Source organism: Chryseobacterium aquifrigidense (genome assembly GCF_006716485.1).
Lineage (GTDB): Bacteria > Bacteroidota > Bacteroidia > Flavobacteriales > Weeksellaceae > Chryseobacterium > Chryseobacterium vietnamense.
Genome location: NZ_VFPD01000001.1, coordinates 108,144 through 132,363, shown reverse-complemented (window position 1 = coordinate 132,363; position 24,220 = coordinate 108,144). Strand labels below are relative to the sequence as shown.

The following is a 24,220-nucleotide window of genomic DNA, read 5'->3' as shown; positions in this document are numbered from 1 at the left end:
TGAAATTTATTGAAGGGCTCTCAAAAAGTGTGAAAAACTATATAAAAATTAATTAAAAAAAAATTAAAAAGATATGCCTGTATTTAACTGTTTACAAGAAGACTAACCAAATCCTGAATTACCTTTTGGGAAACAAAATCCATAAAATCTACTCTTTCCAGATGGGGCATGTATAATTTGGAGGTCACTTCCTGATCATTGATTCTGATCGTATAGTAAACCGTTCCTATATCTTTGCCATCTTCTCCTTTTCCTGGTCCGGCAACACCTGTTGTAGAAAGAGAAATATGAGTTTCAAACAATTGCTGGCAACCTTTGGCCATTTCCTGAGCTACCTGTTCGCTCACCACAGTGAACTCATCAACGGTTTGTCTGGAAACATTTAGAATTTTAATCTTTTTTTCTGTGGCATAGGCTACCATCCCACCAAGGAAATATTTTGAGCTGCCGGAAACTGAAGTGATCATTTTTGCCAGCTCACCTCCGGTACAACTCTCTGCAGTTGAAATTGTGAGATTTCTTTCGGTAAGCATTTCAGCCAGAATATTTTCAATTTTATCCTCAGATACTGCAATCACATGGCCTTCTACCAGAGGAAGCAGCTTCTGAATTTCTTCTTCTGTCTGTTGTTTCAACTGCTCTTCGCTATCTCCGGAGGCTGTCAGACGAAGTTTCACGCGCGTTCCCACCGGAAGATAAGACAGTGCAATATTTTCGGGAAGTGCCAGTTCCCAGTCTTCAATCTTATCTGCAAGAATACTTTCAGGAATTCCTACCACAGAAACAATTCTGGTATGGATATAATGAAGACTGAATCTTTGCTGTAAATAAGGAATAATCTGATCTTTAATAAGCGGTTTCACCTCATAAGGAACACCCGGAAGACTGTAGCATAGTTTTCCATCCTGCTCCATCATCATACATGGAGCGGTTCCGCAATGATTTTGAAAAACAAAGGATTTGGTAGGAACAAAAGCCTGCTCTCTGTTTCTTTCGAGAATATCTGCCCTTCCTCTTCTCTCCATATACCCTTTAAGGTGGTTGAAGGTTACCTCATCCAAAGCTATTTCATCGTTGAAATATTCTGCCAGTGCTTTTTTGGTTTTATCATCTCTGGTGGGCCCAAGTCCTCCTGTAGTAATGACCAAATCGCCGGCTTCAAAGGCAGTGCTCAATGTATTTTTAATGGTTTCAATTTCGTCTGAGATTGTAAGAATCTGAATAACTTTTATTCCTATATTTTTAAGTTCAGCAGCAATAAAGTTAGAATTGGTATCTACCGTATTTCCGGAAAGGATTTCATCACCGATAGTAATCAGAACAGCTTTTTCCATATATCTTTTTGTTGAAAAAAATTCTATGCAAATGACGGAAAATTCTGTGGCTGGGACAATATAAATTGATTTTTTCTATTTTTGCCTGAATTATCAAAAACTACAACAAGATTATGTCTAAATATGATGATGCTTCATGGCATTATGGCGGTGATTTTCCGGAAGAACTTCCTCAGAAAAACGGGGCTACACACACCGGAATGTTCCTGAACTGGTGTATTCACAACGATCTGATTTCTGATGAACTGAAAGAAGATGATGAAGAGGAAATAGAAAAACTAAAACGAAGAGAAATTACTGGTGCAGAATTCATTATGGATTCCTGCGACGGAAAATTCTCTGAATATGACCTGAATGAGCTGGGAAATCTTTTTGCAAAGGATTATTATGCAGACGACACAGATTTCGGAAACAGATACAGCTCATTTGCTGATGATTATGTAAATATTTTTGATGCGAAAGCTGAGGAAAGTGACTACGAATATGAGACCTTCTACCACATCGAGGATACCTACGAAAACTATGATCTGATGAAACAGGTTATTGATCACCGTTTTGAGGAATGGAAGGAATATATAAATAGCTAATAATGAAAAGATAAAATCGCAAAACGGCTGATGTACAAATTGATCCTTTTGCGATTTTGTTTTTTATTGATTATGCTTCACCCAGATCAATTCATCGGTATTATAGCCGATTTTTTTTGCTTTCTGAATAAAACGCTGGCGGATACTTTCAGGAATATTGGTAGTACGGGAAAGAATCCATAAATATTTTAAACTGCTTCCTGCAACCAGGGCATATTGATAGTCTTCATCAATATCTATAACATTATAGCCTGCCCAGATCGGTTTAAAAAATGACACTTTCAGACGTGCTTCTGTGGAATCTTTTACAAATTTTGCTTCCCCTATAGATTCATTCCATACTTTTTTGGTGTAATCATAGCCTTTATTTCTGACCTGAACTGTTCCGTCCGGATTCTCTGTATACTCTGCAGTAACATTATCCATATTTTTCTCAAACCTGTAATCAAAACGGGCTATCTCATACCATCTGCCCAGGTATTTTTTCAGATTAAAATTCTTTACCGCAGATGCTCCTCTGGGAATTCTTACAGAATAGGAATTGAAAACAATAAGCCCCAATGCTCCTAACGAAACGGGAAGTATAATTTTATGAATAGTTTTCATGACAGAAAGATTTTGTGTGGTTGCTATAAAAACGTCAAAAATAATGCCTTATGCCTGTTAAGGTACAATAATTTCTATGAAAATACTTTCAGGAAATTATCTTTAAAGCTTCCTGAAACTTCAATTTCTGTATCGTCAGACAACATGACCGTTCCGCTTTTATGATAGGATTTTACAAAACCTGTATTGATAATATGGGAACGGTGAACCCTCACAAAGGGATTTTCCAGAAGATCATCAAAATGTTTCAGAAAACGGCATACCATCTTTTTCGAGCCGTCTGTAAGATACACCTGAGTAAAGTTTCCATCCGCCTGAAGTCTTACGATATCTTCGGTTTTTACCACATCAAATCCTTGTAAAGTTGGTAAAATCAATTGCTGTTTTTCGGGCTTTAATTTCAGGTTTTCAAGAAGAATCTTATTCCGGTTGAGCTCTTCTTTTTTCTCAAGGCTTTCCGCTACTTTATTCACCGCAAGAATCAGCTCCTGAATGTCAATAGGTTTTAAAATATAATAACTTGCTGATTTATTCAAAGCCTGCAAAGAATATTGTGAAAATGCGGTAATGAAAATGGTTTCATAGGAGAAATCTTTGGTGGCTTCAAGAACGTCAAAAGCATTTCCAAAAGGCATTTCTACATCCAGGAAGACCAGTTGAGGTTGTTTTTCAGCAATTAACGGAACGGCTTCTTTAATATTTTCGGCTTCACCCAAAATCTCCACTTGCGGACAGTATTTGGTAAGATAGCTTCGTAAAACTTCTCTAGCTATGAGTTCATCATCTACAATGACAGCTTTTATTTTCATACATCAGATTTTAGATGGCAGGCAATAGGTTGCAGATGCAAATTAGGAATATTTAACCAACCTTACAATTTGCTGACACAAGTTCTCAAGCCATACTTTTATTCATTTTTATTGCAAGAAAGATGCAAAAGAATTATTTTAGAGATTAAAATTAATAAACCAGACAACATCATATGAAATCAAAGCTTCTTATTCTTTGCTGCATGAGTGTATTCAGTTTTTCTTTTTCACAGATGAAAATCTCGGAAAGAGAGGATATCAGTAAGATCAACAACAACTGGAGACTTACAAAAACCAATTCCGGGACGTATGGAATTTCAGATATAAGCGGAAAAATCATCACTCAACCTGTATATTCCAGGATTAATAAATTCGGTGAATACTCCGAGGATCTGGCATTGGTAAAAAACATAACGGGAACCTATGGATTTATTAACCGTTCAGGTACTGAAATCATTCCTGCTCATTATGAACTGGACTATATCAAAAAGAATTTTTCTGTTTTAAAGAAAAAATACATCAAATAGAAACCGCAGATCAATCCGGATTCAATTACTTCAGATTGATACGGATTGTTACCAAAACACCATTATTATTTTCCTTATCCTTTACAGAGCAGGTGATCTCTTTTTTGTATAAATCATTCAGCAACTGAATTCTTTCCAATGTATTTTTCATGCCTCTGCCCTCTCTTGTTTTCTGATGTTCTGTTTTTTGCTTTTTACTTTCTTCAATACCTATTCCGTTGTCTTCGATAAGAATTTTAAGATGGGATTCACTTTTCTCAAAGCTTAATTTTAAAAATCCTTTTTCGGTTCTGTAGCGGAGTCCGTGCCAGACAGCATTTTCCAGAAACGGCTGTATCAGCATTCCCGGAACCTGAAGGTTTTGCATATTCAAACTTTCATCTACTTCAATTTCATAATCGAATTTATCCGCAAAACGGGTCTTTTCAAGCGCCAGATAATTTTGCAAAAGGTCGAGTTCCTGCTGAAAAGGAATAAAATCTTCAGTGGAATTTTCCATTACGCCACGCATCAGCTTGGAAAATTTTGTAAGATACTGATTCGCCTCCAGTTCATTATTGGTTGCGATAAAGTGATTGACACTATTTAAACTATTGAAGATAAAATGAGGGTTCATTTCTCTCCGAAGCGACTGAAGCGCTATCTTTTTATTTTTTGTCTGAACCTTCTTCAGTGTTCTGAAAATAAAAATAATTAATCCTGTCAACAGAATTAAAGCTCCAATCAGACTGTAATTAAAAACGTTCTTCTTTCTGATCAATTCATCTTTAAGCTCTTTTTCTTTTTCCAGTTGTGAAATTCGCTGTTCTGTATCTTCCAGAATTTTATTATCAACAAGACTTCTGTCTTTAGAGACAAGACTCGGAAGTTTTCCCAAAAAATCTCTGTACAGCTGAACGGAAGCATCTACATTTCCTGAAATAGCATAAAGGCTGTCCAGTTTTTTTACACTTTTCTGAGCTTCCAGTGTATGGCCTTTATCTAAAGCAATTCCGTAGGCATTTTTCAAAAGATCCACGGCTTCCTTCGGATCGTTTTTCTTAATATAAATATCTGCAAGCTCCTGAATCTGGTTGACTTTTTCCTGTGAGTTTTCTTTTACGAAATCTTCTGTCAGAACTTTCTTTTTGGCTTCAATAGCTTTCTCAAAATTTTTGTTTTCTACATAAAGATCTGCCAGTTTTTGATTGATGGCCAGAGCCTGTTGAGGAGCTTCCTTTTTAGAAATTCTATAGGCTGTATTCAGGTTTTCTTCAGCACTGGAAACATCTTTCTGTTTCAGATTAACCTCCGCCAATTGGCTGTAGCTTTCTGCAAGATCGCCTTGCTCATTTTCTTTTTTAGTCAGATTGATATTACTCTGGATGGCTTCTGCTTTCAGTTCCGGCGTGGGAGAAGAAAGTCTTGCCGCATCATTAGAATTTACAGCCCTGCTTTTTTCGCTGTAGCTCATCTGTGCTGCCATGCTGTAATTGCTGATGGCAGGAGTTATTTTATTCTGTTTTTCCTGTGACTGGGCTAATCTTCGGGTTACTTTTTCAATATTGGCCTTATCATTGAGCTTTTCATACAGTTTTTTTGCTTTTGTATAATACTCTTCACTTTTCGGAAAATTTCCGCCATTGAAGAATGTTTCACCAATATTATAATAAGAATCTGCCTGCGCGGGTTCATTTTTGGAATCCATTGCTTTTTTCAGCTTCTTCGTTTCTACCTGTACCTCTTCCACAGCAGCACTGCTGTTATTAGTGGTTTGGGAATGGATCATATTTCCCCAAAACACCAGTAAAAAGATAGTAAAGAGTGTAAGCATTTTCATAAAACAAAGATATACATATATATAGTGTACTCAAAACTATTCACCAAGCGAAAGCTCTGTTTCACCAAGTCTCCCGGTTTCGGGCTTCTGATCGGCGTAATTTTACATCAGTAATTAAAAATTTAAAAACAGGAAATTATGAAATTGAAACATTTTTTATTAATCGGAATTTTAACCCTTGGAAGCTTTGTAAATGCTCAGGAAGTAAAGAAAAACGCCATTGAAGTAACAGGCGTTGCCGAAATGGAAGTGGAACCGGATGAAATTATCTTCAGCATCGGGATAAAAGCTGATAATAAAAACGATCTGGCAGAAAATGAAAAGAAGTTATTTGATATTTTAAAAAATGCAGGTGTAAAGAACGAGGACATCAAGTTCAAATCTATGTACCAGAATATCTATTCTAAATCAGCTAAGTTTTCTAAGAACTATCATTTTAAAGCCAGTGCAAAATCAAATCTTAGCAAAATCTTTGAAGACCTGAACCAAAAATGGGTAAGCAGCCTGAACATTGCAGAGGTAAAGAATACCAAAATTGCAGATTTCAGAAAAGCAGTAAAGATCAATGCTCTGAAAGCCGCTAAAGAAAAAGCAGATTATTTATTGGAAAGTATGGGCAAAAAGACAGGTAATGCTCTTGAAATTGTAGAAATAGAAGATTACACCAGCGATATGATCATGCCTGTAGCTTATAAAGCAAGAACCAGCAATATCCAGTTGGAAATGGCGGATGCTCCAGTAGATTTCTCTTTTGATAATATTGAAAACATTAAACTGAAATACAGCATTAAAACAAAATACGAAATCCTTTAAAATAACAGATTTAAAAGACAGTTCCTTTGGAGCTGTTTTTTATTTCTTTACCGCTTCCCAACTCACCAAGTCAAAAGCCCGCTTCACCAAGTTTCCCGATTTACAGCTTTAAATAGAGATAATTTTACTTCAGGAATTCAAAATAACAATAAAACACTATTCCCTAATTACAACAAATAACCAATAAAAAATACGACTATGACAACGTTAAAAATCTTAGCACTTGCAGCGGGAACAGCTTTTTTAAGCTCCGGTAATATTCCGGAAAACCGCTCTGCAAAAAGTAATATTGAAAGCCATTTACCGGCACAAAAAGGAACATTGATTCCGGCCAACGCAACCTTAAAGGACAATAAAATTCAGGTTGCCCTTTTACTGGATACCTCGAATAGTATGGACGGGCTGATTGATCAGGCAAAATCCAGATTATGGAATATTGTAAATACTTTAACAACACTTAAGTACAACGGGAAAGCTCCCCAGATCGAAATTGCGCTTTATGAATATGGTAATGACGGAATCCGCGATGAAAATTATATCCGTCAGGTAACTCCTCTTACTCAGGATCTTGATCTGGTTTCTGAAAAATTATTTGCCTTAAGAACCAATGGCGGAAATGAATATTGCGGTGCTGTCATCCGTGATGCTGCTGCCAACCTCAATTGGGATGGAAATGAGAAAAGTATGAAACTGATTTATATTGCAGGAAATGAAGCATTTGACCAGGGTAAAATAAATTATAAAGATGTGATTTCAAAATCAAAGGCTAAAAATATATACACCAACACTATTTTCTGTGGAAGCCGGGAAGAAGGAATCCAGACGTTCTGGCAAATTGGAGCTTTATTAGGAGGTGGAAAGTATTTCAATATTGATAGTGACAGAAAGGTACTTTATATTGAAACTCCTTATGACCTCAAAATTTCCGAATGTAATGCAAAGCTGAATGACACTTATATCTATTACGGAAATCACGGTTCGGAATACAGACTAAAGCAGATTACACAGGATAAAAACGCAGAAATGCAGTCAGCTTCCAATCTGGTAGAAAGAACAGTTGCAAAATCCAAAAAGAATGCCTACAAAAATGATCACTGGGATCTGGTGGATAAAGCTGAAAAAGATGCAGGATTTATTGCTACTGTAAAAGAAAGTGAACTGCCTGCAGAGTTGAAAGGAAAAAGCAAAGAAGAAATTCAAAAAACAATTGCTGCCAAATCTGCGGCACGCGATAAAATTCAAAAAGAAATAGAAGAACTATCCAAGAAACGCCAGACTTATATTGATTCCGAAATGAAAAAACGGGGAAGTGATGATTCTGATGATCTGGGAAAGGCCATTGAAAGTTCTATTGTTGAGCTTGCGAAAAAGAATGGGTATAGTTTGTAGTGTAAGCGGGTTGAGGCCCGCTTTTTTGCTATTCACTACATTATGATAAGTGCTCTATATCTTACAATAATTTAGATTAGATTCCTATGGAACGACACAATTGAAATAATGATTTATCCAGGCAGTTGTCATTCCGAAGGAATCTAAATAACCTTTTTATATCTGGTATTCGCAAATCTGAAGCTTAAAATGTGTAAAATATTTTGTGGCTTTTATGGTTTGTTTTTTCCCACAGATTTCACAGATTTCACAGATGATTAAGGTCAACTTTGCAGTTAAAAAATCAAGTTTTTAAAAACTTATGTGAACATATTAAGCGCAAAGATATCCCCGAAAGCTTATTGAAGTGTTTAAAAACTTTTGTGGCTTTTGTGGTTTGTTTCTTCCCAGATTTTACAGATTTTCACAGATGATTACGGTTAATATTTGCAGTTATAAAAAATCAAGTTTTTAAAAACTTATGTGAACTTATTAAGCGCAAAGATATCCCCGAAAGCTTATTGAAGTGTTTAAAAACTTTTGTGGCTTTTGTGGTTTGTTTTTTCCCACAGATTTCACAGATTTTCACAGATGATTACGGTTAATATTTGCAGTTATAAAAAATCAAGTTTTTAAAAACTTATGTGGCTTTTGTGGTAAAAATATCATCTTCCAAACGTAAAATACCTTGATAACGGATGCTTTTTGCCTTTCATAAACAAAGAAGCCATTTCCATTCCCGCTACTGAAAAGGTAATTCCGTTTCCTCCGAAACCTAACACAAAATAAGAATTTTTAAATTTTTTATGCTCGCTGATATAGGGTAAACCATCTTTTGTTTCTCCAAAAGTTCCAGCCCACACAAAGTCTGTATAGAAATGATAGTCAGGTTTTATTTTCTTTAGTGTTTTGATGATCTTTTCTTCTTTTTTATCTAAAATAGCATCACGCTTTTCTGCATTATAAAAATCTTCATCTTCACCTCCTATTAAAAGCCTTCCGTCATCGGTAGTCCGCATATAGAGATAAGGAGTATCGGTATTCCATACTAATGTGCTGCTGATGTTTTTGAACTTGTCTTTATCAATTTCAGAGACGGCCGCGTAGGTACTTTTAAGGTTGACAAAGTTTTCTTTGATCAGATTTTTGCTTTCGTATCCTATACAGTAAATCATTTTTTTGGCTTTAATCTGAAATCCGCTGTCCGTGGTGACCAGATTAAATCCTTTATGCTCCTCCACTTTTACCATTTCAGTTTTATCAAATATCTTCAATCCTTTCTTTACATTATGCATAAAAAGCTCATGAGCAAATTGAAAAGCATCAATGCTTGCACCCTGTTTTGACAAGATTCCACCATACGTATTTTCAAACCCGAACTGGTCCAGAACATGATCTGAAGACAGCCACTTTACTTCAAATCCAGCAGCTTTTCTCGCTTCGTATTCTTTTTTCAGCCATTCCAGATCTTTCTTTTTTGAAACATAATACAATGATTTTTTGCGTTTGAAACCTGCTTTGGACCTGATGGTTTTTGTAATTTTTTCCAGTGTATCAATAGCATCGCTACAGGCTTTATAGCTTAAGACCGCTCCTTTTTTCCCTATCTGATCAATCAGCTCATACAGGGGAACATCTATTTCATATTGTAACATTGAAGTGGTAGCGGAAGTACTTCCGTTGCAAAGCTCGCGCTTATCAATCAGGATGGTCTTGTATCCGTCTTTTATCATCTGATGAGCGATCAGGCTTCCTGTAATGCCGCCGCCTATGACGAGAACATCACATTCCTCATTTGATTTTAAAGATGGATAAGATGCTAACAATCCGTTTTTTAGAAGCCAGAAAGGTTCATTTGATTTGAGATTCATATTAATATTTTACACTGAAACTAACAACATTTATACCTTTTTTAACAATTTTCTACTAAATTATGGTGTAATTATTGTTATTCTTTTAAACTGAACCACCATAAAATATTGATTATGATAACAATTATTCCAGAAGCTCCGGAGAATGTTGCGGCATTCAATGCAACGGGAGAAGTAACGAAAGAGGATTTTGAAAAACTGGTAATTCCGCGCGTAAAAGAGAAGGTAGAGCAGTTCGGTGAGCTGAATTATTTATTGTATTTGGATACCGATCTGGATAATTTTACCATGGGTGCATGGCTTGAAGATTTATTGTTGGGACTGAAAAATCTTACCAACTGGAATCGTTCAGCTATTGTTACAGATAAAGAAGGGATACGTGATTTCACCAGTGTTTTCAGTGTTCTGATGCCGGGAGAGTTTAAATCTTTCCCCAAAGAAAATTTATACAATGCACTCTACTGGTGTAAAAATGGAGATGAGGTAGAGGCATAAAGGTTATTTGATAAAAAATCGCCTGTTTCTTACTGAAACAGGCGATTTTATTCTTAACTAAGGCTCATATTTATTTATCGCATGACACACATTCAGCAGCCATTTCTTCTTCATCCTGAGTCTTTGAACCATACAGGTACATATATCTTACACTGATAACCACTCCAATAAAAGTCATGCCTACTCCTACCAACGATGGATATTTGAATGAGTAGCCATATTCTAAAGGAATTCCGCCAAGGAAAGCACCCATTGCATTCGCAATATTAAAACCGGCCTGCATAAAAGCGGCGGCCATCATTTCACTTTTCGGGGCAGCTTTCATCATCATAATATTGATGGGTGAGGCGATTGACATGGATAGAGCACCGCACATAAATGTCAGTACCAAAGCAATATTCGTATATTCTGCAAGGAAGAAAACACCTCCGAGAGAAATCATCATCAGGAAAATCAGTAATACGCACGTTTTTTCAGGTCCCAGCTTATCAGAAACGATACCTCCCACCAGGTTTCCAACTACCATTCCGGCTCCGGCAAGAACCATTACATAAGCCATCTGACTGCTTTTAATCCCGGCAACAATAGTCATCAACGGAGTAATATAGCTCAGCCATGTGAACAATCCTCCAAATCCAATGGCTGTAATAGCCAATACCAGCCACGACTGTTTATTTTTAAGGAATTTCAGCTCTTCCATGAAGTGGGTATTCTGATTGGATTCCAGATTTGGAAGCCACAGTTTTAAAAATAAGATGGCAAAAAGCCCGATAACAGCCACAATAGCAAAGTACAGCCTCCAGTGGAACGTATGTCCGATATAGGTAACCAGAGGCACCATTGCCAGATTGGCAACTGTAAGCCCCGTAAACATCATCGATATATAAAAGGCTTCTTTTCCTTTTCCTGCCATTCTTGAAGCTACCACTGTTCCTACTCCGAAGAAGGCTCCATGCGGAAGTCCGGACATAAAACGGATAACAAGCATACTGTTGTATCCCGGAGCTATAGCTGAAAGTGCATTAAATAATGTAAAAAGGATCATGAAAGCCATCAGGACTTTTTTAGGGGGGAATTTTACAGAGTATCCAATCAGAATTGGCGCTCCGATAACTACGCCCATGGCATATGCTGAAATCAAATGTCCGGCTTGCGGAATCGTAATCTGTAATGTTTTGGCAATATCCGGCAGCAGTCCCATTACGGTAAATTCCGTAGTTCCTATTCCTAAGCCACCGATTGCCAGCGGTATTATTCTTTTATCAATCTTCATTGTATCTAAATCTTTTTTCTGAATTAATTTTGTTCAAATTAAAGGATCGCCTGAGTATCTTTATTTTGAAAGTGCAAAAATCGAAAGAAAGTTTGAATTTCACACCTCTTTGAATGATAAAAATTTGCTCCATATTAACCTTTTTATTTAATTTTAAATTCAGAAACAATCAAATCAGGACAAAATGAAAATCCAGAAAGAAATTATTGAATTTGAAAATGGGAAATCATTCAAGCTATTTGCACCTTCTCTGAAAAACTGCTTTTTCTGGCATTATCATCCGGAAATTGAACTGGTATATGTAGAAGCTGTGAACGGAATCCGCCACGTTGGCAAAAACATTTCCGGTTTTACAGACAGTGATCTTTTACTGATTGGTTCCAATGTCCCTCACCTTAATTTTGACTATGGTATTCAGACTGAATGCAAGCAGCTTGTATTGCAGATGAGGGAAAGCTTCCTTCAGGACATTATTCTTCCTGTTCCTGAATTTGAAAATATTAAAAATCTTTTAGAACGTTCCTATCTCGGACTTTCATTTTCAGGTGAAACCAAAAATACAGTTGTTGAAAAACTACAGGTTATTAAAGATAAAAACTCTTTTGAATCTTTGGTTGGGTTAATTGAAATTCTGCAAATTCTCGCCGGATCTACCGAAGTAAAGGAACTCAATAAAGATGATACCCGGATTAAATGGTTTTTGAATGATAAAATCAGAATGGGAACCATCTACGACTATATCCACGAAAATTATGACAGAAAACCCAACGTAAATGAAGTGGCCAAAGTTGTTAGTTTGAGTACTCCTGCTTTCTGCCGGTATTTTAAAAAGCAGACGAATATGACCTTTACAGATTTTGTCAACAATTACAGGATCAATCAGGCTAAAATATTTCTGCTGAAAGACCAATCTGTGACGGAAGTTTGTTTTCAGGTAGGTTTTGAAAGTCTTTCTTATTTCAATAAATTATTCAAGCAGCATACGGGAGAAACGCCTTCTGAATTCAAGAAGAAACATTTCAGGCCTATTGAAATTAATGGAAGAATTGGAGTGATTAAGAAGGATACAACTTGTTAAATAATTTTTAATGAAAGTGGACTAAATTCGGCTGCTGTGGATGTTTTTGTGAGTGTTGTATGAACCACCCCGTCAAAAATTCTTTGAATTTTCGCCACCCCTCCAAAGGATGGGAATAATGACACCCATTAATGTAAAAATTGCCACATTCATTAGCTGACCACTGATCTACAACCTAGTACCTATAATCCACTACCTAATATCTGCTAACTGATCCCTGCCACCTGAAAAAACAAAAAACCGTTCATTGCTGAACGGTCTATATTTTAATGAATATGTTTTTCTGCGTGGTAAGAACTTCTTACGAGTGGAGAACTTTCCACGTGTCTGAAACCTAAACTTCTTGCAAAATCCCCGAACTCATCAAATTCTTCAGGCGTGATAAATTTCTTTACCGGAAGATGTTTTTTCGTCGGCTGCAGATATTGTCCAAGTGTGATTACATCTACATTAGCGTTTCGGATATCTTCGATTGTCTGGAAAACCTCATCTTTAGTTTCACCTAATCCAAGCATTACTCCTGTTTTGGTTCTTCTTTGTCCCGCTTCTTTCAGATATCTTAATACTTCAAGGCTTCTTTCATATTTTGCCTGGATTCTTACTTCTCTGGTCAGACGTTTTACGGTTTCCATGTTGTGAGAGATCACTTCAGGAGCTACCTCTACTAATCTGTCAAGATGTTTTGTAAGTCCCTGGAAATCCGGAATCAGAGTTTCCATAGTTGTTCCCGGAGAAATTCTTCTTACAGCATTCACTGTTTCTCCCCAAAGAATAGATCCCATATCTTTCAGATCATCACGGTCTACAGAAGTAAGAACGGCATGTTTGATCTTCATTAATTTGATGGATCTTGCTACTTTTTCAGGTTCATCCCAGTTTACATCAAGCGGTTTTCCTGTTTTTACACCACAGAATCCACAGCTTCTTGTACAGATATTTCCTAAAATCATGAAAGTAGCTGTACCTTCACCCCAACATTCTCCCATGTTCGGGCAGCTTCCGCTTTGGCAAATGGTATTTAATTTATATTTATCAACCAAAGTTCTCAGCTCTCTGTAATTCTTTCCGGTAGGAAGTTTTACGCGGATCCATTTTGGTTTTTGAACGGTAGTGTCTTGAACTGAATTTTCCATTTCTAAAATTGAAGTTCAAAGTTAAGGATTTTTTAATGGAAACCATCAACCGGATATATTGATGAAATTGATCATTCAGATTTCCTTTGTATATTTATCTCTTCAAAATATTCTTATGAAAAAAATATTCTTCTTTTTATCCATGATATGCGGAACATTTTGTCTTGCCCAAAAACAATTTCAACCCACAGGTTCTACCATCATTGAAACAGTAGATGGAGATCTTGATGGTGATAAAATTCCTGAAAAAGTAATTATTTACAATACAAAAGACACCACAGATATGGGAAACATCCGTGAAATTCAGATCCTGAAAAAAGCTGGTGGAGCATGGATAGTTCTTGAAAAATCCAGAAATGCTGTTATGGAAAGCAATGGTGGAGGCATGATGGGTGATCCTTACAGAGAAACTAAAATAGAAAAAGGAATTCTGATCATTTCTCAAAACGGCGGAAGCAGCTGGAAATGGGATGTTACAGACAAATACAGATTTCAGAACGGTCATTTTGAACTGATAGGAACTTCTTCTACTTCGGGAAGACCTGGAGATTACTGGAAAGATGTTGATTTTAATCTTTCAACGGGGCAGCTGAACTATTCAAAAGAGGTTGAGAATACTGCTGAGTATGGTAAATCTTTAAAGGAAACTTATATTAAAAAGGGGCTAAAGATCAATCTGCAAAACAGGAATCAGGAAAAGCAGCAAAAAATAGTTCTTCCGAAAACAAAGGAAGAGGTTTATTTTTAAATAAAAGTTGTGGGATATAAGTTTGGGCTAAAGCCAATTTTGAATTCGTATTTTTTAGTAAACGGGTTTAAACCCGTTTCTATTGAATAGTATTGGTTTAATGATCATCAAATTCATTATTCTTCAACAACTCGGCTAAGACTTTTTTGGCACGCATTACCCTTACTTTGGTATTGGCAACGGAGATTCCCAGTTCATCAGCAATTTCTTTGATGCTTTTTTCTTCAAAAAATCTCAGCTTAATGATGTCCTGATAATTAGCATCCAGGGATTCTATGGTTTTGATGATCTTCTTTTGTTCTTCTTCAGAAATCAACAGTTCTTCGGGAGATTTTGCATATTGGTTTTTGACCTCATCAAGGTTTTCCACGGCGTCTTCATTGTCCCGGTTTTTCTTTCTCCAAAAATCAATAACGGTATTCTGGGCAATAGTCAGTATCCAGGTTTTAAACTGAAAATGAGGATCAAACATATCCAGTTTCGACAATACTTTTGAAAAAACATTCACTGTAATTTCATCAGCATCATTTTCGTCTCTTACCTTTTTCATGACAAAAGAGAAAACATCCACCCAAAAAATATTGATGAGTTTAGTCTGGGCCTTCTGGTCTTTGTCCTTGGCCTTCTGGATGAGCAGGAATAGCTGTTCGTCGTTCATTAATAACAAATATAGATTATTTGGGCTGAAAAACAAAGTATAGGAAAGGTAAAATGGTAAAAAGGCTTTACCCTTAATACTTATGAATTTACTATCTTTGCAACTTAAAATTAAAGTTAAAAATCAATGAATTCCTTTATAGAAGAACTGAAATGGCGTGGTCTGTTTGCCGATATGATGCCAGGAACCGATGAACAACTGAATAAAGAGGTAACTACTGCATATATTGGTTTTGATCCTACCGCCGATTCTTTACATATCGGAAGTCTTATCCAGATAAAAATTTTGGCTCACTTCCAGTTGCATGGCCACAAGCCCATTGCTTTGGTGGGAGGTGCAACAGGAATGATTGGTGATCCATCCGGGAAATCTGCTGAAAGAAATCTTTTGGATGAGGAAACTCTTTTACACTATGTTGACTGTTTAAAAAATCAGCTTTCAAAATTTTTAAATTTCGAAGGAAACGAGCCTAACAAAGCTGAGTTAGTGAACAATTACGACTGGATGAAGAATATTTCTTTCCTTGATTTTGCTAAAAATGTCGGGAAAAATATCACGGTCAACTATATGATGGCTAAAGATTCTGTAAAGAAAAGGTTCTCTGGAGAATCAGGGGCAGACGGAATGAGTTTTACAGAATTTACCTACCAGCTTATCCAGGGATATGATTTCCTACATTTATACCAAAACAACAATGTGAAGCTGCAGATGGGAGGTTCTGACCAGTGGGGAAATATTACTACAGGAACAGAATTGATCCGTAGAAAAGCTCAGGGTGAGGCATTTGCATTAACAGTTCCATTGATTACCAAGGCAGACGGTTCGAAGTTCGGGAAGTCTGAGAGCGGTGAAAATTACTGGCTGGATAAAAAGAAAACTTCTCCTTACAAGTTCTACCAGTTCTGGCTGAATGCTACTGATGAGGATGCTGAAAGATTTATCAAGTTCTACACATTCTTAGGAAAAGAAGAAATTGAGGCTTTAATTGAAGAGCACAAAACAGCTGCCCACGAAAGAAAATTACAGAAGAAACTTGCAGAAGAGGTTACAGTTTGGGTACATGGAAGAGAAGAGTATGAAAAAGCGCTTAAAGCTTCTGAAATTCTTTTCGGCCGTTCTACTGCTGAAGATCTTGTAAGTCTTGATGAAGAAACATTCCTTGAAGTTTTTGACGGGGTTCCTCAGAAAGAAATTGCAAAAGCTGATGTTTTAGGAGTAAATATTATTGATCTTCTTTCTGAAAAATCAGGGTTCTTAAAATCTAAGAGTGAAGCTCAGAGAGAGATCAAAGGAAATTCAATCTCTGTCAACAAGCAAAAAGTGAATGATACTTTTACCGCTAATGAAACAGATCTTATCGATGGTAAGTTCTTATTATTACAAAAAGGTAAGAAAAGCTACTTTATTGTAAAAGCAAACTAGTAGAATATATATAAAAGCGGCGCTGAGAATGATCTCAGCGCCGCTTTTTTGTCCTAAATAATTTAATATTAAAATGTATAGCTTGTAGAAGCTGACAGATATTGTCCGCTGGAAGTTCCTTCTTTCTTCAACTCTCCGTCTACCCAGATCTGAACCTTCAAAGTTGCAGAAGCATTCGGTCCAACTGCGTTTACGGCAACATTGGCACTGTATGCTCCGGGTTCTGATGTCACTTCAGGGCTGGACCATGTTGATCCGCTCAGACTTGATGCTGTAGTTGGGTTACCGTCAATTCCGTACACCGCTACATCAATATTACTTCCTGAAGAAGCGATTGCTTTAAAAACCACTTTATGACTTTTCCCTGCTCCATTCTCATTGTCATCGTTATCTTTACTGCATGAAGCCGTAAATCCAATAAACATTGCTGCTATTACTGCAACAAATGCTCCTCTTAACAGCTGATTCATTCTCATTTTTTTCATAATCTTTTTGTTTAAATTTTAGTTACTATATTGAATATTCTATGATTCATGATTTGATGTTTGCAAAGCTATGAGCATCACCTACGTCTATCAATCCTTAAAAACCAGTAATTTTTTCTACCTAAATTCAGGTATTTTTTATGCTAAAATTTTTAGTTAAATTGAGCGTTTAAAAAAATATTCTACAGAATCGATCCATAATGAAGAGATTACTTGTCCTGTTAAGCCTGTTTTTGTCTTTTGCGTTACAATCCCAACAAATCATTCCGCTTAATGAGAAATCTTATATAGACAGCTTACAAAACATTACAAAAGGAACTTATCCCGATACATCAAAAGCAACCGCTTCATTCCTTTTATCAAATTATTACAGGAACAGTGATTCCGTTTTAAGTAAAAAATATCTTGCAAAAGGGAAAATACTGGCTCAAAACAATCCTTTTATTTCGGCAAAATATTATTATTACGAAGGACAATATAATCTGGACAGGAATAAGAAGAAAGCTGCGGCTTCCTATCAACAGGCGATACAATCGTTATCGAAGTTCAAAAATGAAGAGTCTGATTTCTTTCAGGCACTCGCGTGGTACAGCTACGGAGTTTCTCAAAAGGATAAAGAGGGTTATATTCCTTTGGTCAAGATAATGCTTGAAAAAAGTATCCCACTGGTTGAAAAATATGAAAACAGCAGGAATTTAGGATTTCTATATACTCAGCTTGCGGTTATTCTTACTTATAATGCTCAGTTTAAAAAAGCTGAGGATTACAATAACAAAGCCCTGGAAATCCTTGAAAAAAACTACCCCAATTCTGCTGAGTTATTTTTTACCTATCTCAATGCTGCCAACAATTTCTGTTATCAGGCCCATGGAGATGAAGCGGAAAAGTATCTGCGTAAAGCTGAAAAACTTATCAAAGCATATCCTGAATCTTCATCCAATGCATTTTATTATTACAGTAAAACCTTATTGTATATTACCCGCCAAAAAAATGAAGAAGCACTTCCTGTGATAGAAAAGGGAATTTTTTATACCAGAAAGTACAATCAGAATCTTCTGGCTCAAATGTTTTATTTCAACAAGTTTGATATTTTAAAGAAACTTAAAAGGTATAAGGAGGCCAAGACTACCCTGGAAGATGTTTTAAAAGAAAAATCTTTAGCTATTGATCTTAATAACAGAAAAACCTTTTACAAACAGCTTTCTTTACTTAATGAAGAATCGGGAGATACCAAAGAAGCGCTGATATGGGAACAGAAATACTCCAGGTTGAATGACAGCCTTAATACAGAGAATGTAAAAATTGAAATCAACAAACTTGAATCTAAATTCAATACCGCTGAGAAAGAAAGAAAAATAGCAACCTTAAATGCTGAGAAAAATCAAAAAGATCTGGAAGTAAACAAGAAGAACTCTTATTTGTGGGGAATGGGTCTTGTTTTATTACTGGCATTAAGTCTTCTGATCTTCCTGTTTATTATTTTCAGAAAAAACAAAAAAATAAACGAACAGAGAATCAATGATATTAAGCAAAAGGAAGAATTATCGTTAACCAAAGCCATTCTTGACGGTGAAGAAAGGGAAAGAGAACGTATTGCAAGAGACCTTCATGATGGTCTGGGAGGAATGCTTGCCGGAGTAAAGATCAATTTTTCTACCTGGTCTTCCAACCACCTGCACCCTGAAAAAGATCAGGAGTTTTATAAGATACTGGGACAGCTGGACAGCTCTGTAAGTGAACTCCGGCATGTAGCCAGAAACTTAATGCCTGAATCATTGCTTAATTTTGGTTTGGAAACCGCTATACTCGACCTGTGTGAATTTTACAACAGAAAAAACCTTGAAATTGATTTTCAGGCTATTGATATTGAAAAGAAATTACCTTTAAATGTCCAGCTTAATATCTATCGAATTGTACAGGAGCTATTGGCCAATGCTGTAAAACATGCCGAGGCCAGCAATATCCTGCTTCAATGCTCACAATCCGGCGAGAATTTTCTGATAACGATTGAAGATAACGGAAAAGGATTCGATAAAAATATAGAAAACACTACCAAAAGTATGGGACTTCGTAATCTGAAAAACAGAGTCAACTACCTGAAAGGAAAAATGGAAATAAGTTCTGATAATCAGGGAACAACAATTAATATAGAACTCAACATCCATGGAGAATGAAAAAATAAATATTGTTATTGTAGATGATCATCCTATTGTTATTGAAGGACTACGAATGATGCTGAAAAGCCAGCCTTTCTTTAATGTAGCAGGAAGTTTTGCATCCGGAGCAGAAACATTAAGTTTCATCCGTTCAGAAATGGTGGATATTGTTCTTCTGGACATTACCCTCCCCGATTCTAATGGAACGGAACTCTGCAGGGAAATCAAAAAAATATCGCCAAATACCTCTGTGATTATGTTCAGTAACCGTTCGGAACGAAGCATTATTATGCAGTCTATACAAAACGGAGCGAGCGGTTATCTTCTCAAAAACACGTCCATTGATGATCTTGTAATAGGTATAAGAGGGGCACTTTCGGGAGATATAGTTTTCTGCAATGAAACCAAACAGATTCTCAGTCTTCCTTCCCAGACTCATCTTCCTGTTCCCAGACTTACTAAAAGGGAAAAACAAATTCTACAGATGGTGGCACAGGGAAAAACAAGTAATGTAATTGCTGAAGAACTGTTTTTAAGTCCACTTACCGTGGACACTCACCGTAAGAATCTGCTACAGAAATTTCAAGCAAAGAACTCAACAGAACTGATCAACTTAGCGTTACAGCAACGTCTGATTGAAGAATAAAAAAACCGCTTTAAAAGCGGTTTTTTTTTATAATGTTAAAGTAATTTACGGTTCTAAGAAGCTGTAATCAATAGAAGCAACCAATACACCTTTACCTTTCTTCTTCACTGTTCTTGCCACCTCACCATCAATGTAAAGGGTGATTGTCAATTCAGAATTATCATCCGGCATTGAAGCGTTAGCATCAAGATTCAGCTGTGCCTGGCTGGAATTCACAAAGAATTCTCCACTTGTCCATGGTGAAGTTACAGGAGACTGCGGAGTATTGTATATTGTATTCTGAGCTGTACCTACTTGTGTTACAACACTTATAATACTTCCTCCGGAAGTTGTCTTCACTTCGAATTGAACCACATGATCCTGAAATTCTTCATCGTCATCTTTTTTACAAGAACTAACAACGGTGATTACAGAAAATAATAAAACGAATAAAAAAGAAAGTCTAAGTAAACTTTTTGAATTGTAAAATTGCTTCATTTCTCCAAATAGATTTTTTAATGTTTCAAATATAAGTTTTTTATTAATATAAAAATAACTTTTATGAAAATTTTCCAATAAAGATTTCCAAATAATATCAAATCAATAAAAATAAAAAGCGTGTGGAAAATTCAAAAATATACTCCAAAGAATTAATCTTTACACATAAACCATTATGTGGCAGAAGTTCGTTGTGTGAATAATAAAAGTTAAGATTCTGCAGGTAATTTAATTATCTTTGCTGTATGAATTTAGATTATCTAGTAAGAGAGCCGGAAAATATTACTTCCCAAACTCCCATTCTTTTTATGCTTCACGGCTATGGCAGCAATGAGCAGGATCTTTTCAGTTTTAGAGAAACACTTCCCAATGACTGGATCATTGTAAGTTTCAGAGCTCCACGTGATACTCAATTTGAAGGATACTCATGGTATGATATCAATTTTAATGATCCCGAAAATTTCATCGATGTTCCCCAGGCAGAGGAATCTTTACATGCAGTTCTGGAAAGTATGCTGAAGATTATCAACCATTATGGACTTACGGAGAGTAAAGCTCATCTTTGCGGCTTCAGCCAGGGCGGTATATTATGTTATGCTTTGGCTTTAAAACATCCTGAGCTTTTCAGTCGTGTTGCCTGTATGAGCAGTTATCCCGAAGATAAAATTCTGGACGGTATTGTAAAAGATAAAAAGAAACTGGAGGGACTTCGTTTTTTCATTTCTCACGGTACGGACGATGCTGTAATTCCACTTGAATGGGGAAGAAAAGCGGCAGATCTTCTTTATGATCTTAGCTGCTACTTCACTTTCAGAGAATATATGAGCGGGCATGGGGTCAATCAGAAGAATTATATGGATTTAATGGACTTCTTTTCAAAGTAAATAAAACCGTTTTAGAACAAATTCAATAAAAAACACTACTTCATTGTAGTTTATATAAACATTCCAGCTTTTGGAATGTTTTTTTATTATTATAAAGATAAAATCACTAAATTCAGTAAATGAAATTTAAATTGCTTTTACTGGGATTATTTCTAAGCATTTTTGTAAATGCCCAGAATACTTTTGAACTGATCAATACTAAAAAAGCAGTTATTCCTTTTCAATTTATCAACAATCTTATCTTTATTCCGATCAATATAAATGGTGCTGAACTTACGTTTCTTCTGGATACGGGAGTTTCTGAAACCATTCTTTTTAGCCTGGAAAACAAAGAAGTGAAGCTAAGCAATGTTGAAAAAGTCAAATTTTCCGGCCTTGGCGGTAGCTTAAGTATTGATGGGCTGAAGTCCGAACGCAATATTGGTAAAATAGGTGATGGGATCATCAATACCACTATGTCTCTTTATATCATTATTGATGAAGAATTCAACATTTCTCCACACGTAGGAATTCCTGTAAACGGAGTGATCGGATATCATTTCTTCAAAAACCACCCTATATATATTGATTATTCATCCAAGAAAATAACTGTGTTTGAAAATGCAGCTCTTTCAGAAAAGAAAATCAGAAAATTTGAAGAATTCCCCATTACCATTGAAAGAGATAAACCCTATCTGTATGCAGGTGTAGAAATGACAAATGAAAAGAAAGATTCAAAACTGCTGATTGATCTTGGAAACAGTGATGCGATATGGCTCTTCCCCACTCTTATTAAAAATTTTGTTTATAACAGACCTAATATTGATGATTTTCTCGGCCGTGGTTTCAATGGAGATATTTATGGTAAAAGAAGCCGTATTCATAATTTTTACCTTGGAAATTTTAAGTTTGAAAAACCTCTTACTTCAATGCCGGATGAATTCTCTATACAGCACGTTAATTTAGTGGAAAACAGAAAAGGTTCCATAGGCAGTGAAATTATGCGCAGGTTTACAGTGATTTTTGATTATCCCAACAAAAGGTTATATTTGAAAAGAAACAGATACTTTAATGATCCTTTTCATTTTAATATGAGCGGATTGGATTTCAAACAGGACGGACTGGAATGGCAGCAAGACAGAATAAATATTGAAACCCAAAAATCTACAACTATCGTAAACGGTGCCTATAAAGATGCATTTCAATATAAATTCAGTTTAAAACCTATATTTTCCATTGCCGGAGTAAGAAAAGATTCTCCGGCCTATGAAGCAGGCCTTAAAAAGGATGACAGAATTTTAAGTATTAATGGAGACCAGACTTCTGAGATGACACTGGAGAAAATTGTAGAACTTATGAAATCTAATGAAGGCCGGACTATCAATATGCTGATTCAAAGGAAAAATGAAAAACTTATGCTAAGTTTTACCCTTCAAGATCCTATTCCATATCAAGAATAATCATATGAATACTGAAGAAACCACCTTAGACAGAATAAGAACCAGACCCAGATTTAAAATGTTTACGCATCTTACCAAGGAAGAGTATGCTGAAAATCTGAAAAAATATATGGAAGAGCATAAAGATGAGTTTTCAGGAAACATCAATAAAGAAGTGGCTACGATCTGGATAAAAACAGAATATGATAACTACTGGAAACCCTGTCTTGCCTTACGGATAGAAATGGAGGATGAGCATACGGCAATACGCGGAGTATTTGGTCCAAGTTCTGCTGTGTGGACATTCTTTATGTTTCTTTATTTTTCTTTTTCTATTCTCTGGATGACCTTTTTCACTATGTATTATGTAGAAAAGCAAATAAAAAGCGCCGAATACCCCTGGGCACTGAGCGCTTCTTTTATCATGTTATTTTTTATTCTTCTTACGTATATTGCTGCCAGATTCGGACAACATAAAGGTAAAGAGGAAATGCTTAAGCTTAGAAAGTTTGCTGAAGAATCTACGTTACAGTTTGAAAAGAAAATTAATTAGATAGAGGTTCTACAGGCTTTTCATTCTGAATAGGTGCTGCTGCTTTGGCTGCTTTGATAGAATCTGCCACTTTTTCTCTGTTGCTTTGTTCTTTAAGCATCTTCGGAACGTCTGGTTCTAAAAGTTTCGTCAATTCTTCAACGGAAATATTGTTGGCATTAGGATCATCCAAAAGATTTCTCCATGGTTTTCTTCCTCCCCATTTATAATCTCCGAATACCATTACTGCTGTACCTCTGGCTTTAGTGGTAGCACCACCGGGATTCAGAATCCAGGTATCTGCGTAGGAATACAGCCATTGGGCATCTTTTCTCAGCAATCGTAAACATGAGTGTGAGGCAGGATATCCGGGAAGTGTATATTCATGCCACCCTATCCCTCCTATGTTGTGGATATTAAAATTATAGGGCAGTTTCCATTCGCTGCTCACGGTGGAAATAGCCAGTTTCTTTTTCCAGTTGGCAAAAGTAAGTCCCCTTGTGGTCTGGGCTGATTTTTTCCCCATACTTGTCGGACCCCATTTTACAAGGCTTCCATTAGAGTATACCGCAAAAGCCTGTATAGGATATGAGAAAATGACAAACTTTTTCACTCCGCTTAATACATCCAGCTGCATTGGAAATGGCGAATACGCCATCAATGTTGTATCTATTTTCGCAGGGACTACCAATGTATCGGCATTCCATTTACTTTTAGAATCTAATCTGTTTAAGGCTAAAATAGCTGTTCTTTCCTCTACACTATACTTCTTGCTGAATTCTGCATAAACAGAATCACGCATTTTTTTATCTTTTGGAAGAACAAAAGCATTATAAAAACCATTCTCCTGCATGACAGGCGGAACGGATTCTTTTTTTACTACAGGAACAGAATCTTTCTTTATAGAATCCTTTTCTACCTCCGAAACTTCCGAAGAAGAAACAGTATCTTTAAAAGTATCACTTATTTTTTCTATTTCCTTTTTACAGGAGACAAGAGAAAAAACGCATAAGCAGGCATAAAAAAAGGATTTTTTCACAGATATGTTTTTCATAAATAAATCGGCCATTTAGTTTGGCTA

The 24,220-nt window shown here is 36.1% G+C and carries 24 protein-coding genes; 13 read left to right on the top strand and 11 right to left on the bottom strand.

The window, feature by feature from the left end:
* Nucleotides 1-83: 83 nt before the first annotated feature.
* Nucleotides 84-1,334, bottom strand: a complete 1,251-nt coding sequence (locus FB551_RS00650) for a CinA family nicotinamide mononucleotide deamidase-related protein (RefSeq protein ID WP_142014005.1) — start codon at nt 1,332-1,334, stop codon at nt 84-86.
* A gap of 113 nt (nt 1,335-1,447) precedes the next feature.
* On the opposite strand from FB551_RS00650, the gene FB551_RS00645 reads away from it, so the two are divergent.
* Nucleotides 1,448-1,921 carry a DUF7832 domain-containing protein gene (locus tag FB551_RS00645; RefSeq protein WP_142014002.1) on the top strand — a complete coding sequence of 158 codons (474 nt, stop codon included), beginning with the start codon at nt 1,448-1,450 and terminating at the stop codon, nt 1,919-1,921.
* A 63-nt stretch (nt 1,922-1,984) separates the two neighbouring features.
* On the opposite strand, the gene FB551_RS00640 is transcribed toward FB551_RS00645, so the two are convergent.
* On the bottom strand, nt 1,985-2,527 hold the full coding sequence (locus FB551_RS00640) for a lipocalin family protein (protein ID WP_142014001.1): 543 nt from the start codon (nt 2,525-2,527) through the stop codon (nt 1,985-1,987).
* Nucleotides 2,528-2,601: 74 nt separating this feature from the next.
* Nucleotides 2,602-3,336 carry a LytR/AlgR family response regulator transcription factor gene (locus FB551_RS00635; RefSeq protein WP_047432960.1) on the bottom strand — a complete coding sequence of 245 codons (735 nt, stop codon included), beginning with the start codon at nt 3,334-3,336 and terminating at the stop codon, nt 2,602-2,604.
* Nucleotides 3,337-3,509: 173 nt separating this feature from the next.
* Here FB551_RS00635 and FB551_RS00630 point away from each other — a divergent pair, with 173 nt between their 5' ends.
* Complete coding sequence (locus FB551_RS00630) at nt 3,510-3,863, top strand: WG repeat-containing protein (protein ID WP_142018039.1); 354 nt, start codon at nt 3,510-3,512, stop codon at nt 3,861-3,863.
* A gap of 25 nt (nt 3,864-3,888) precedes the next feature.
* On the opposite strand, the gene FB551_RS00625 is transcribed toward FB551_RS00630, so the two are convergent.
* A complete protein-coding gene (locus tag FB551_RS00625) occupies nt 3,889-5,682 on the bottom strand; it encodes a tetratricopeptide repeat-containing sensor histidine kinase (protein WP_142013998.1) in 1,794 nt (597 codons plus the stop codon).
* A 138-nt stretch (nt 5,683-5,820) separates the two neighbouring features.
* On the opposite strand from FB551_RS00625, the gene FB551_RS00620 reads away from it, so the two are divergent.
* Nucleotides 5,821-6,495 (top strand): SIMPL domain-containing protein, encoded by a 675-nt coding sequence (locus tag FB551_RS00620; protein ID WP_047432967.1) that lies wholly within the window; start codon nt 5,821-5,823, stop codon nt 6,493-6,495.
* A 198-nt stretch (nt 6,496-6,693) separates the two neighbouring features.
* Entirely contained in the window at nt 6,694-7,884 is a 1,191-nt protein-coding gene (locus FB551_RS00615) for a VWA domain-containing protein (RefSeq protein WP_142013996.1), read from the top strand.
* A 644-nt stretch (nt 7,885-8,528) separates the two neighbouring features.
* Here the strand turns inward: FB551_RS00615 and FB551_RS00610 are convergent.
* Complete coding sequence (locus tag FB551_RS00610; RefSeq protein WP_142013994.1) at nt 8,529-9,734, bottom strand: NAD(P)/FAD-dependent oxidoreductase; 1,206 nt, start codon at nt 9,732-9,734, stop codon at nt 8,529-8,531.
* Nucleotides 9,735-9,848: 114 nt separating this feature from the next.
* Here FB551_RS00610 and FB551_RS00605 point away from each other — a divergent pair, with 114 nt between their 5' ends.
* The gene (locus FB551_RS00605) at nt 9,849-10,229 is read left to right on the top strand and encodes a SpoIIAA family protein (protein ID WP_047432974.1); all 381 of its coding nucleotides are present in this window, start codon (nt 9,849-9,851) and stop codon (nt 10,227-10,229) included.
* Between the two features lie 70 nt (nt 10,230-10,299).
* Here FB551_RS00605 and FB551_RS00600 read toward each other — a convergent pair whose 3' ends face one another.
* Nucleotides 10,300-11,502: an MFS transporter gene (locus FB551_RS00600; protein ID WP_185150194.1), complete on the bottom strand. Its 1,203-nt coding sequence runs from the start codon at nt 11,500-11,502 to the stop codon at nt 10,300-10,302.
* 184 nt (nt 11,503-11,686) lie between these two features.
* Between FB551_RS00600 and FB551_RS00595 the strand changes: the two genes are divergently transcribed.
* Complete coding sequence (locus FB551_RS00595) at nt 11,687-12,580, top strand: AraC family transcriptional regulator (RefSeq protein WP_142013991.1); 894 nt, start codon at nt 11,687-11,689, stop codon at nt 12,578-12,580.
* 266 nt (nt 12,581-12,846) lie between these two features.
* On the opposite strand, the gene lipA is transcribed toward FB551_RS00595, so the two are convergent.
* The gene (gene lipA, locus FB551_RS00590) at nt 12,847-13,713 is read right to left on the bottom strand and encodes a lipoyl synthase (protein WP_142013988.1); all 867 of its coding nucleotides are present in this window, start codon (nt 13,711-13,713) and stop codon (nt 12,847-12,849) included.
* A 115-nt stretch (nt 13,714-13,828) separates the two neighbouring features.
* Between lipA and FB551_RS00585 the strand changes: the two genes are divergently transcribed.
* Nucleotides 13,829-14,461 (top strand): hypothetical protein, encoded by a 633-nt coding sequence (locus tag FB551_RS00585; RefSeq protein WP_226798588.1) that lies wholly within the window; start codon nt 13,829-13,831, stop codon nt 14,459-14,461.
* Nucleotides 14,462-14,558: 97 nt separating this feature from the next.
* Here FB551_RS00585 and FB551_RS00580 read toward each other — a convergent pair whose 3' ends face one another.
* A complete protein-coding gene (locus FB551_RS00580; protein WP_079240799.1) occupies nt 14,559-15,119 on the bottom strand; it encodes an RNA polymerase sigma factor in 561 nt (186 codons plus the stop codon).
* A gap of 126 nt (nt 15,120-15,245) precedes the next feature.
* Between FB551_RS00580 and tyrS the strand changes: the two genes are divergently transcribed.
* Nucleotides 15,246-16,541 (top strand): tyrosine--tRNA ligase, encoded by a 1,296-nt coding sequence (tyrS, locus tag FB551_RS00575; RefSeq protein ID WP_142013983.1) that lies wholly within the window; start codon nt 15,246-15,248, stop codon nt 16,539-16,541.
* Between the two features lie 68 nt (nt 16,542-16,609).
* Here the strand turns inward: tyrS and FB551_RS00570 are convergent, their stop codons facing one another.
* A complete protein-coding gene (locus tag FB551_RS00570; RefSeq protein WP_047432990.1) occupies nt 16,610-17,026 on the bottom strand; it encodes a hypothetical protein in 417 nt (138 codons plus the stop codon).
* Between the two features lie 200 nt (nt 17,027-17,226).
* On the opposite strand from FB551_RS00570, the gene FB551_RS00565 reads away from it, so the two are divergent.
* Nucleotides 17,227-19,200 (top strand): tetratricopeptide repeat-containing sensor histidine kinase, encoded by a 1,974-nt coding sequence (locus FB551_RS00565; RefSeq protein WP_142013980.1) that lies wholly within the window; start codon nt 17,227-17,229, stop codon nt 19,198-19,200.
* Nucleotides 19,190-19,828, top strand: coding sequence for a response regulator (locus FB551_RS00560; protein ID WP_142013977.1), 639 nt, complete (start codon nt 19,190-19,192; stop codon nt 19,826-19,828). The genes FB551_RS00565 and FB551_RS00560 overlap by 11 nt, the downstream gene beginning before the upstream one ends.
* Before the next feature lie 45 nt (nt 19,829-19,873).
* Here the strand turns inward: FB551_RS00560 and FB551_RS00555 are convergent, their stop codons facing one another.
* Nucleotides 19,874-20,305 (bottom strand): hypothetical protein, encoded by a 432-nt coding sequence (locus FB551_RS00555; protein ID WP_226798587.1) that lies wholly within the window; start codon nt 20,303-20,305, stop codon nt 19,874-19,876.
* A 245-nt stretch (nt 20,306-20,550) separates the two neighbouring features.
* On the opposite strand from FB551_RS00555, the gene FB551_RS00550 reads away from it, so the two are divergent.
* The 3 genes from FB551_RS00550 (at nt 20,551) to FB551_RS00540 (ending at nt 23,160) form a co-directional block, all read left to right on the top strand.
* Nucleotides 20,551-21,189: an alpha/beta hydrolase gene (locus FB551_RS00550; protein WP_142013974.1), complete on the top strand. Its 639-nt coding sequence runs from the start codon at nt 20,551-20,553 to the stop codon at nt 21,187-21,189.
* Between the two features lie 119 nt (nt 21,190-21,308).
* Entirely contained in the window at nt 21,309-22,628 is a 1,320-nt protein-coding gene (locus FB551_RS00545) for a PDZ domain-containing protein (RefSeq protein WP_142013972.1), read from the top strand.
* Between the two features lie 4 nt (nt 22,629-22,632).
* Entirely contained in the window at nt 22,633-23,160 is a 528-nt protein-coding gene (locus FB551_RS00540; RefSeq protein WP_142013969.1) for a hypothetical protein, read from the top strand.
* Here the strand turns inward: FB551_RS00540 and FB551_RS00535 are convergent.
* Entirely contained in the window at nt 23,153-24,193 is a 1,041-nt protein-coding gene (locus FB551_RS00535) for a L,D-transpeptidase (protein ID WP_185150193.1), read from the bottom strand. The genes FB551_RS00540 and FB551_RS00535 overlap by 8 nt on opposite strands.
* Between the last annotated feature and the right edge of the window lie 27 nt (nt 24,194-24,220).

Excerpts from the sequence above, each read along its gene's own strand:
- FB551_RS00650 (WP_142014005.1), bottom strand. The coding sequence starts at position 1,334 with ATGGAAAAAGCTGTTCTGATTACTATCGGTGATGAAATCCTTTCCGGA.
- FB551_RS00645 (WP_142014002.1), top strand. The coding sequence starts at position 1,448 with ATGTCTAAATATGATGATGCTTCATGGCATTATGGCGGTGATTTTCCG.
- FB551_RS00640 (WP_142014001.1), bottom strand. The coding sequence starts at position 2,527 with ATGAAAACTATTCATAAAATTATACTTCCCGTTTCGTTAGGAGCATTG.
- FB551_RS00635 (WP_047432960.1), bottom strand. The coding sequence starts at position 3,336 with ATGAAAATAAAAGCTGTCATTGTAGATGATGAACTCATAGCTAGAGAA.
- FB551_RS00630 (WP_142018039.1), top strand. The coding sequence starts at position 3,510 with ATGAAATCAAAGCTTCTTATTCTTTGCTGCATGAGTGTATTCAGTTTT.
- FB551_RS00625 (WP_142013998.1), bottom strand. The coding sequence starts at position 5,682 with ATGAAAATGCTTACACTCTTTACTATCTTTTTACTGGTGTTTTGGGGA.
- FB551_RS00620 (WP_047432967.1), top strand. The coding sequence starts at position 5,821 with ATGAAATTGAAACATTTTTTATTAATCGGAATTTTAACCCTTGGAAGC.
- FB551_RS00615 (WP_142013996.1), top strand. The coding sequence starts at position 6,694 with ATGACAACGTTAAAAATCTTAGCACTTGCAGCGGGAACAGCTTTTTTA.
- FB551_RS00610 (WP_142013994.1), bottom strand. The coding sequence starts at position 9,734 with ATGAATCTCAAATCAAATGAACCTTTCTGGCTTCTAAAAAACGGATTG.
- FB551_RS00605 (WP_047432974.1), top strand. The coding sequence starts at position 9,849 with ATGATAACAATTATTCCAGAAGCTCCGGAGAATGTTGCGGCATTCAAT.
- FB551_RS00600 (WP_185150194.1), bottom strand. The coding sequence starts at position 11,502 with ATGAAGATTGATAAAAGAATAATACCGCTGGCAATCGGTGGCTTAGGA.
- FB551_RS00595 (WP_142013991.1), top strand. The coding sequence starts at position 11,687 with ATGAAAATCCAGAAAGAAATTATTGAATTTGAAAATGGGAAATCATTC.
- lipA (WP_142013988.1), bottom strand. The coding sequence starts at position 13,713 with ATGGAAAATTCAGTTCAAGACACTACCGTTCAAAAACCAAAATGGATC.
- FB551_RS00585 (WP_226798588.1), top strand. The coding sequence starts at position 13,829 with ATGAAAAAAATATTCTTCTTTTTATCCATGATATGCGGAACATTTTGT.
- FB551_RS00580 (WP_079240799.1), bottom strand. The coding sequence starts at position 15,119 with ATGAACGACGAACAGCTATTCCTGCTCATCCAGAAGGCCAAGGACAAA.
- tyrS (WP_142013983.1), top strand. The coding sequence starts at position 15,246 with ATGAATTCCTTTATAGAAGAACTGAAATGGCGTGGTCTGTTTGCCGAT.
- FB551_RS00570 (WP_047432990.1), bottom strand. The coding sequence starts at position 17,026 with ATGAAAAAAATGAGAATGAATCAGCTGTTAAGAGGAGCATTTGTTGCA.
- FB551_RS00565 (WP_142013980.1), top strand. The coding sequence starts at position 17,227 with ATGAAGAGATTACTTGTCCTGTTAAGCCTGTTTTTGTCTTTTGCGTTA.
- FB551_RS00560 (WP_142013977.1), top strand. The coding sequence starts at position 19,190 with ATGGAGAATGAAAAAATAAATATTGTTATTGTAGATGATCATCCTATT.
- FB551_RS00555 (WP_226798587.1), bottom strand. The coding sequence starts at position 20,305 with ATGAAGCAATTTTACAATTCAAAAAGTTTACTTAGACTTTCTTTTTTA.
- FB551_RS00550 (WP_142013974.1), top strand. The coding sequence starts at position 20,551 with ATGAATTTAGATTATCTAGTAAGAGAGCCGGAAAATATTACTTCCCAA.
- FB551_RS00545 (WP_142013972.1), top strand. The coding sequence starts at position 21,309 with ATGAAATTTAAATTGCTTTTACTGGGATTATTTCTAAGCATTTTTGTA.
- FB551_RS00540 (WP_142013969.1), top strand. The coding sequence starts at position 22,633 with ATGAATACTGAAGAAACCACCTTAGACAGAATAAGAACCAGACCCAGA.
- FB551_RS00535 (WP_185150193.1), bottom strand. The coding sequence starts at position 24,193 with ATGAAAAACATATCTGTGAAAAAATCCTTTTTTTATGCCTGCTTATGC.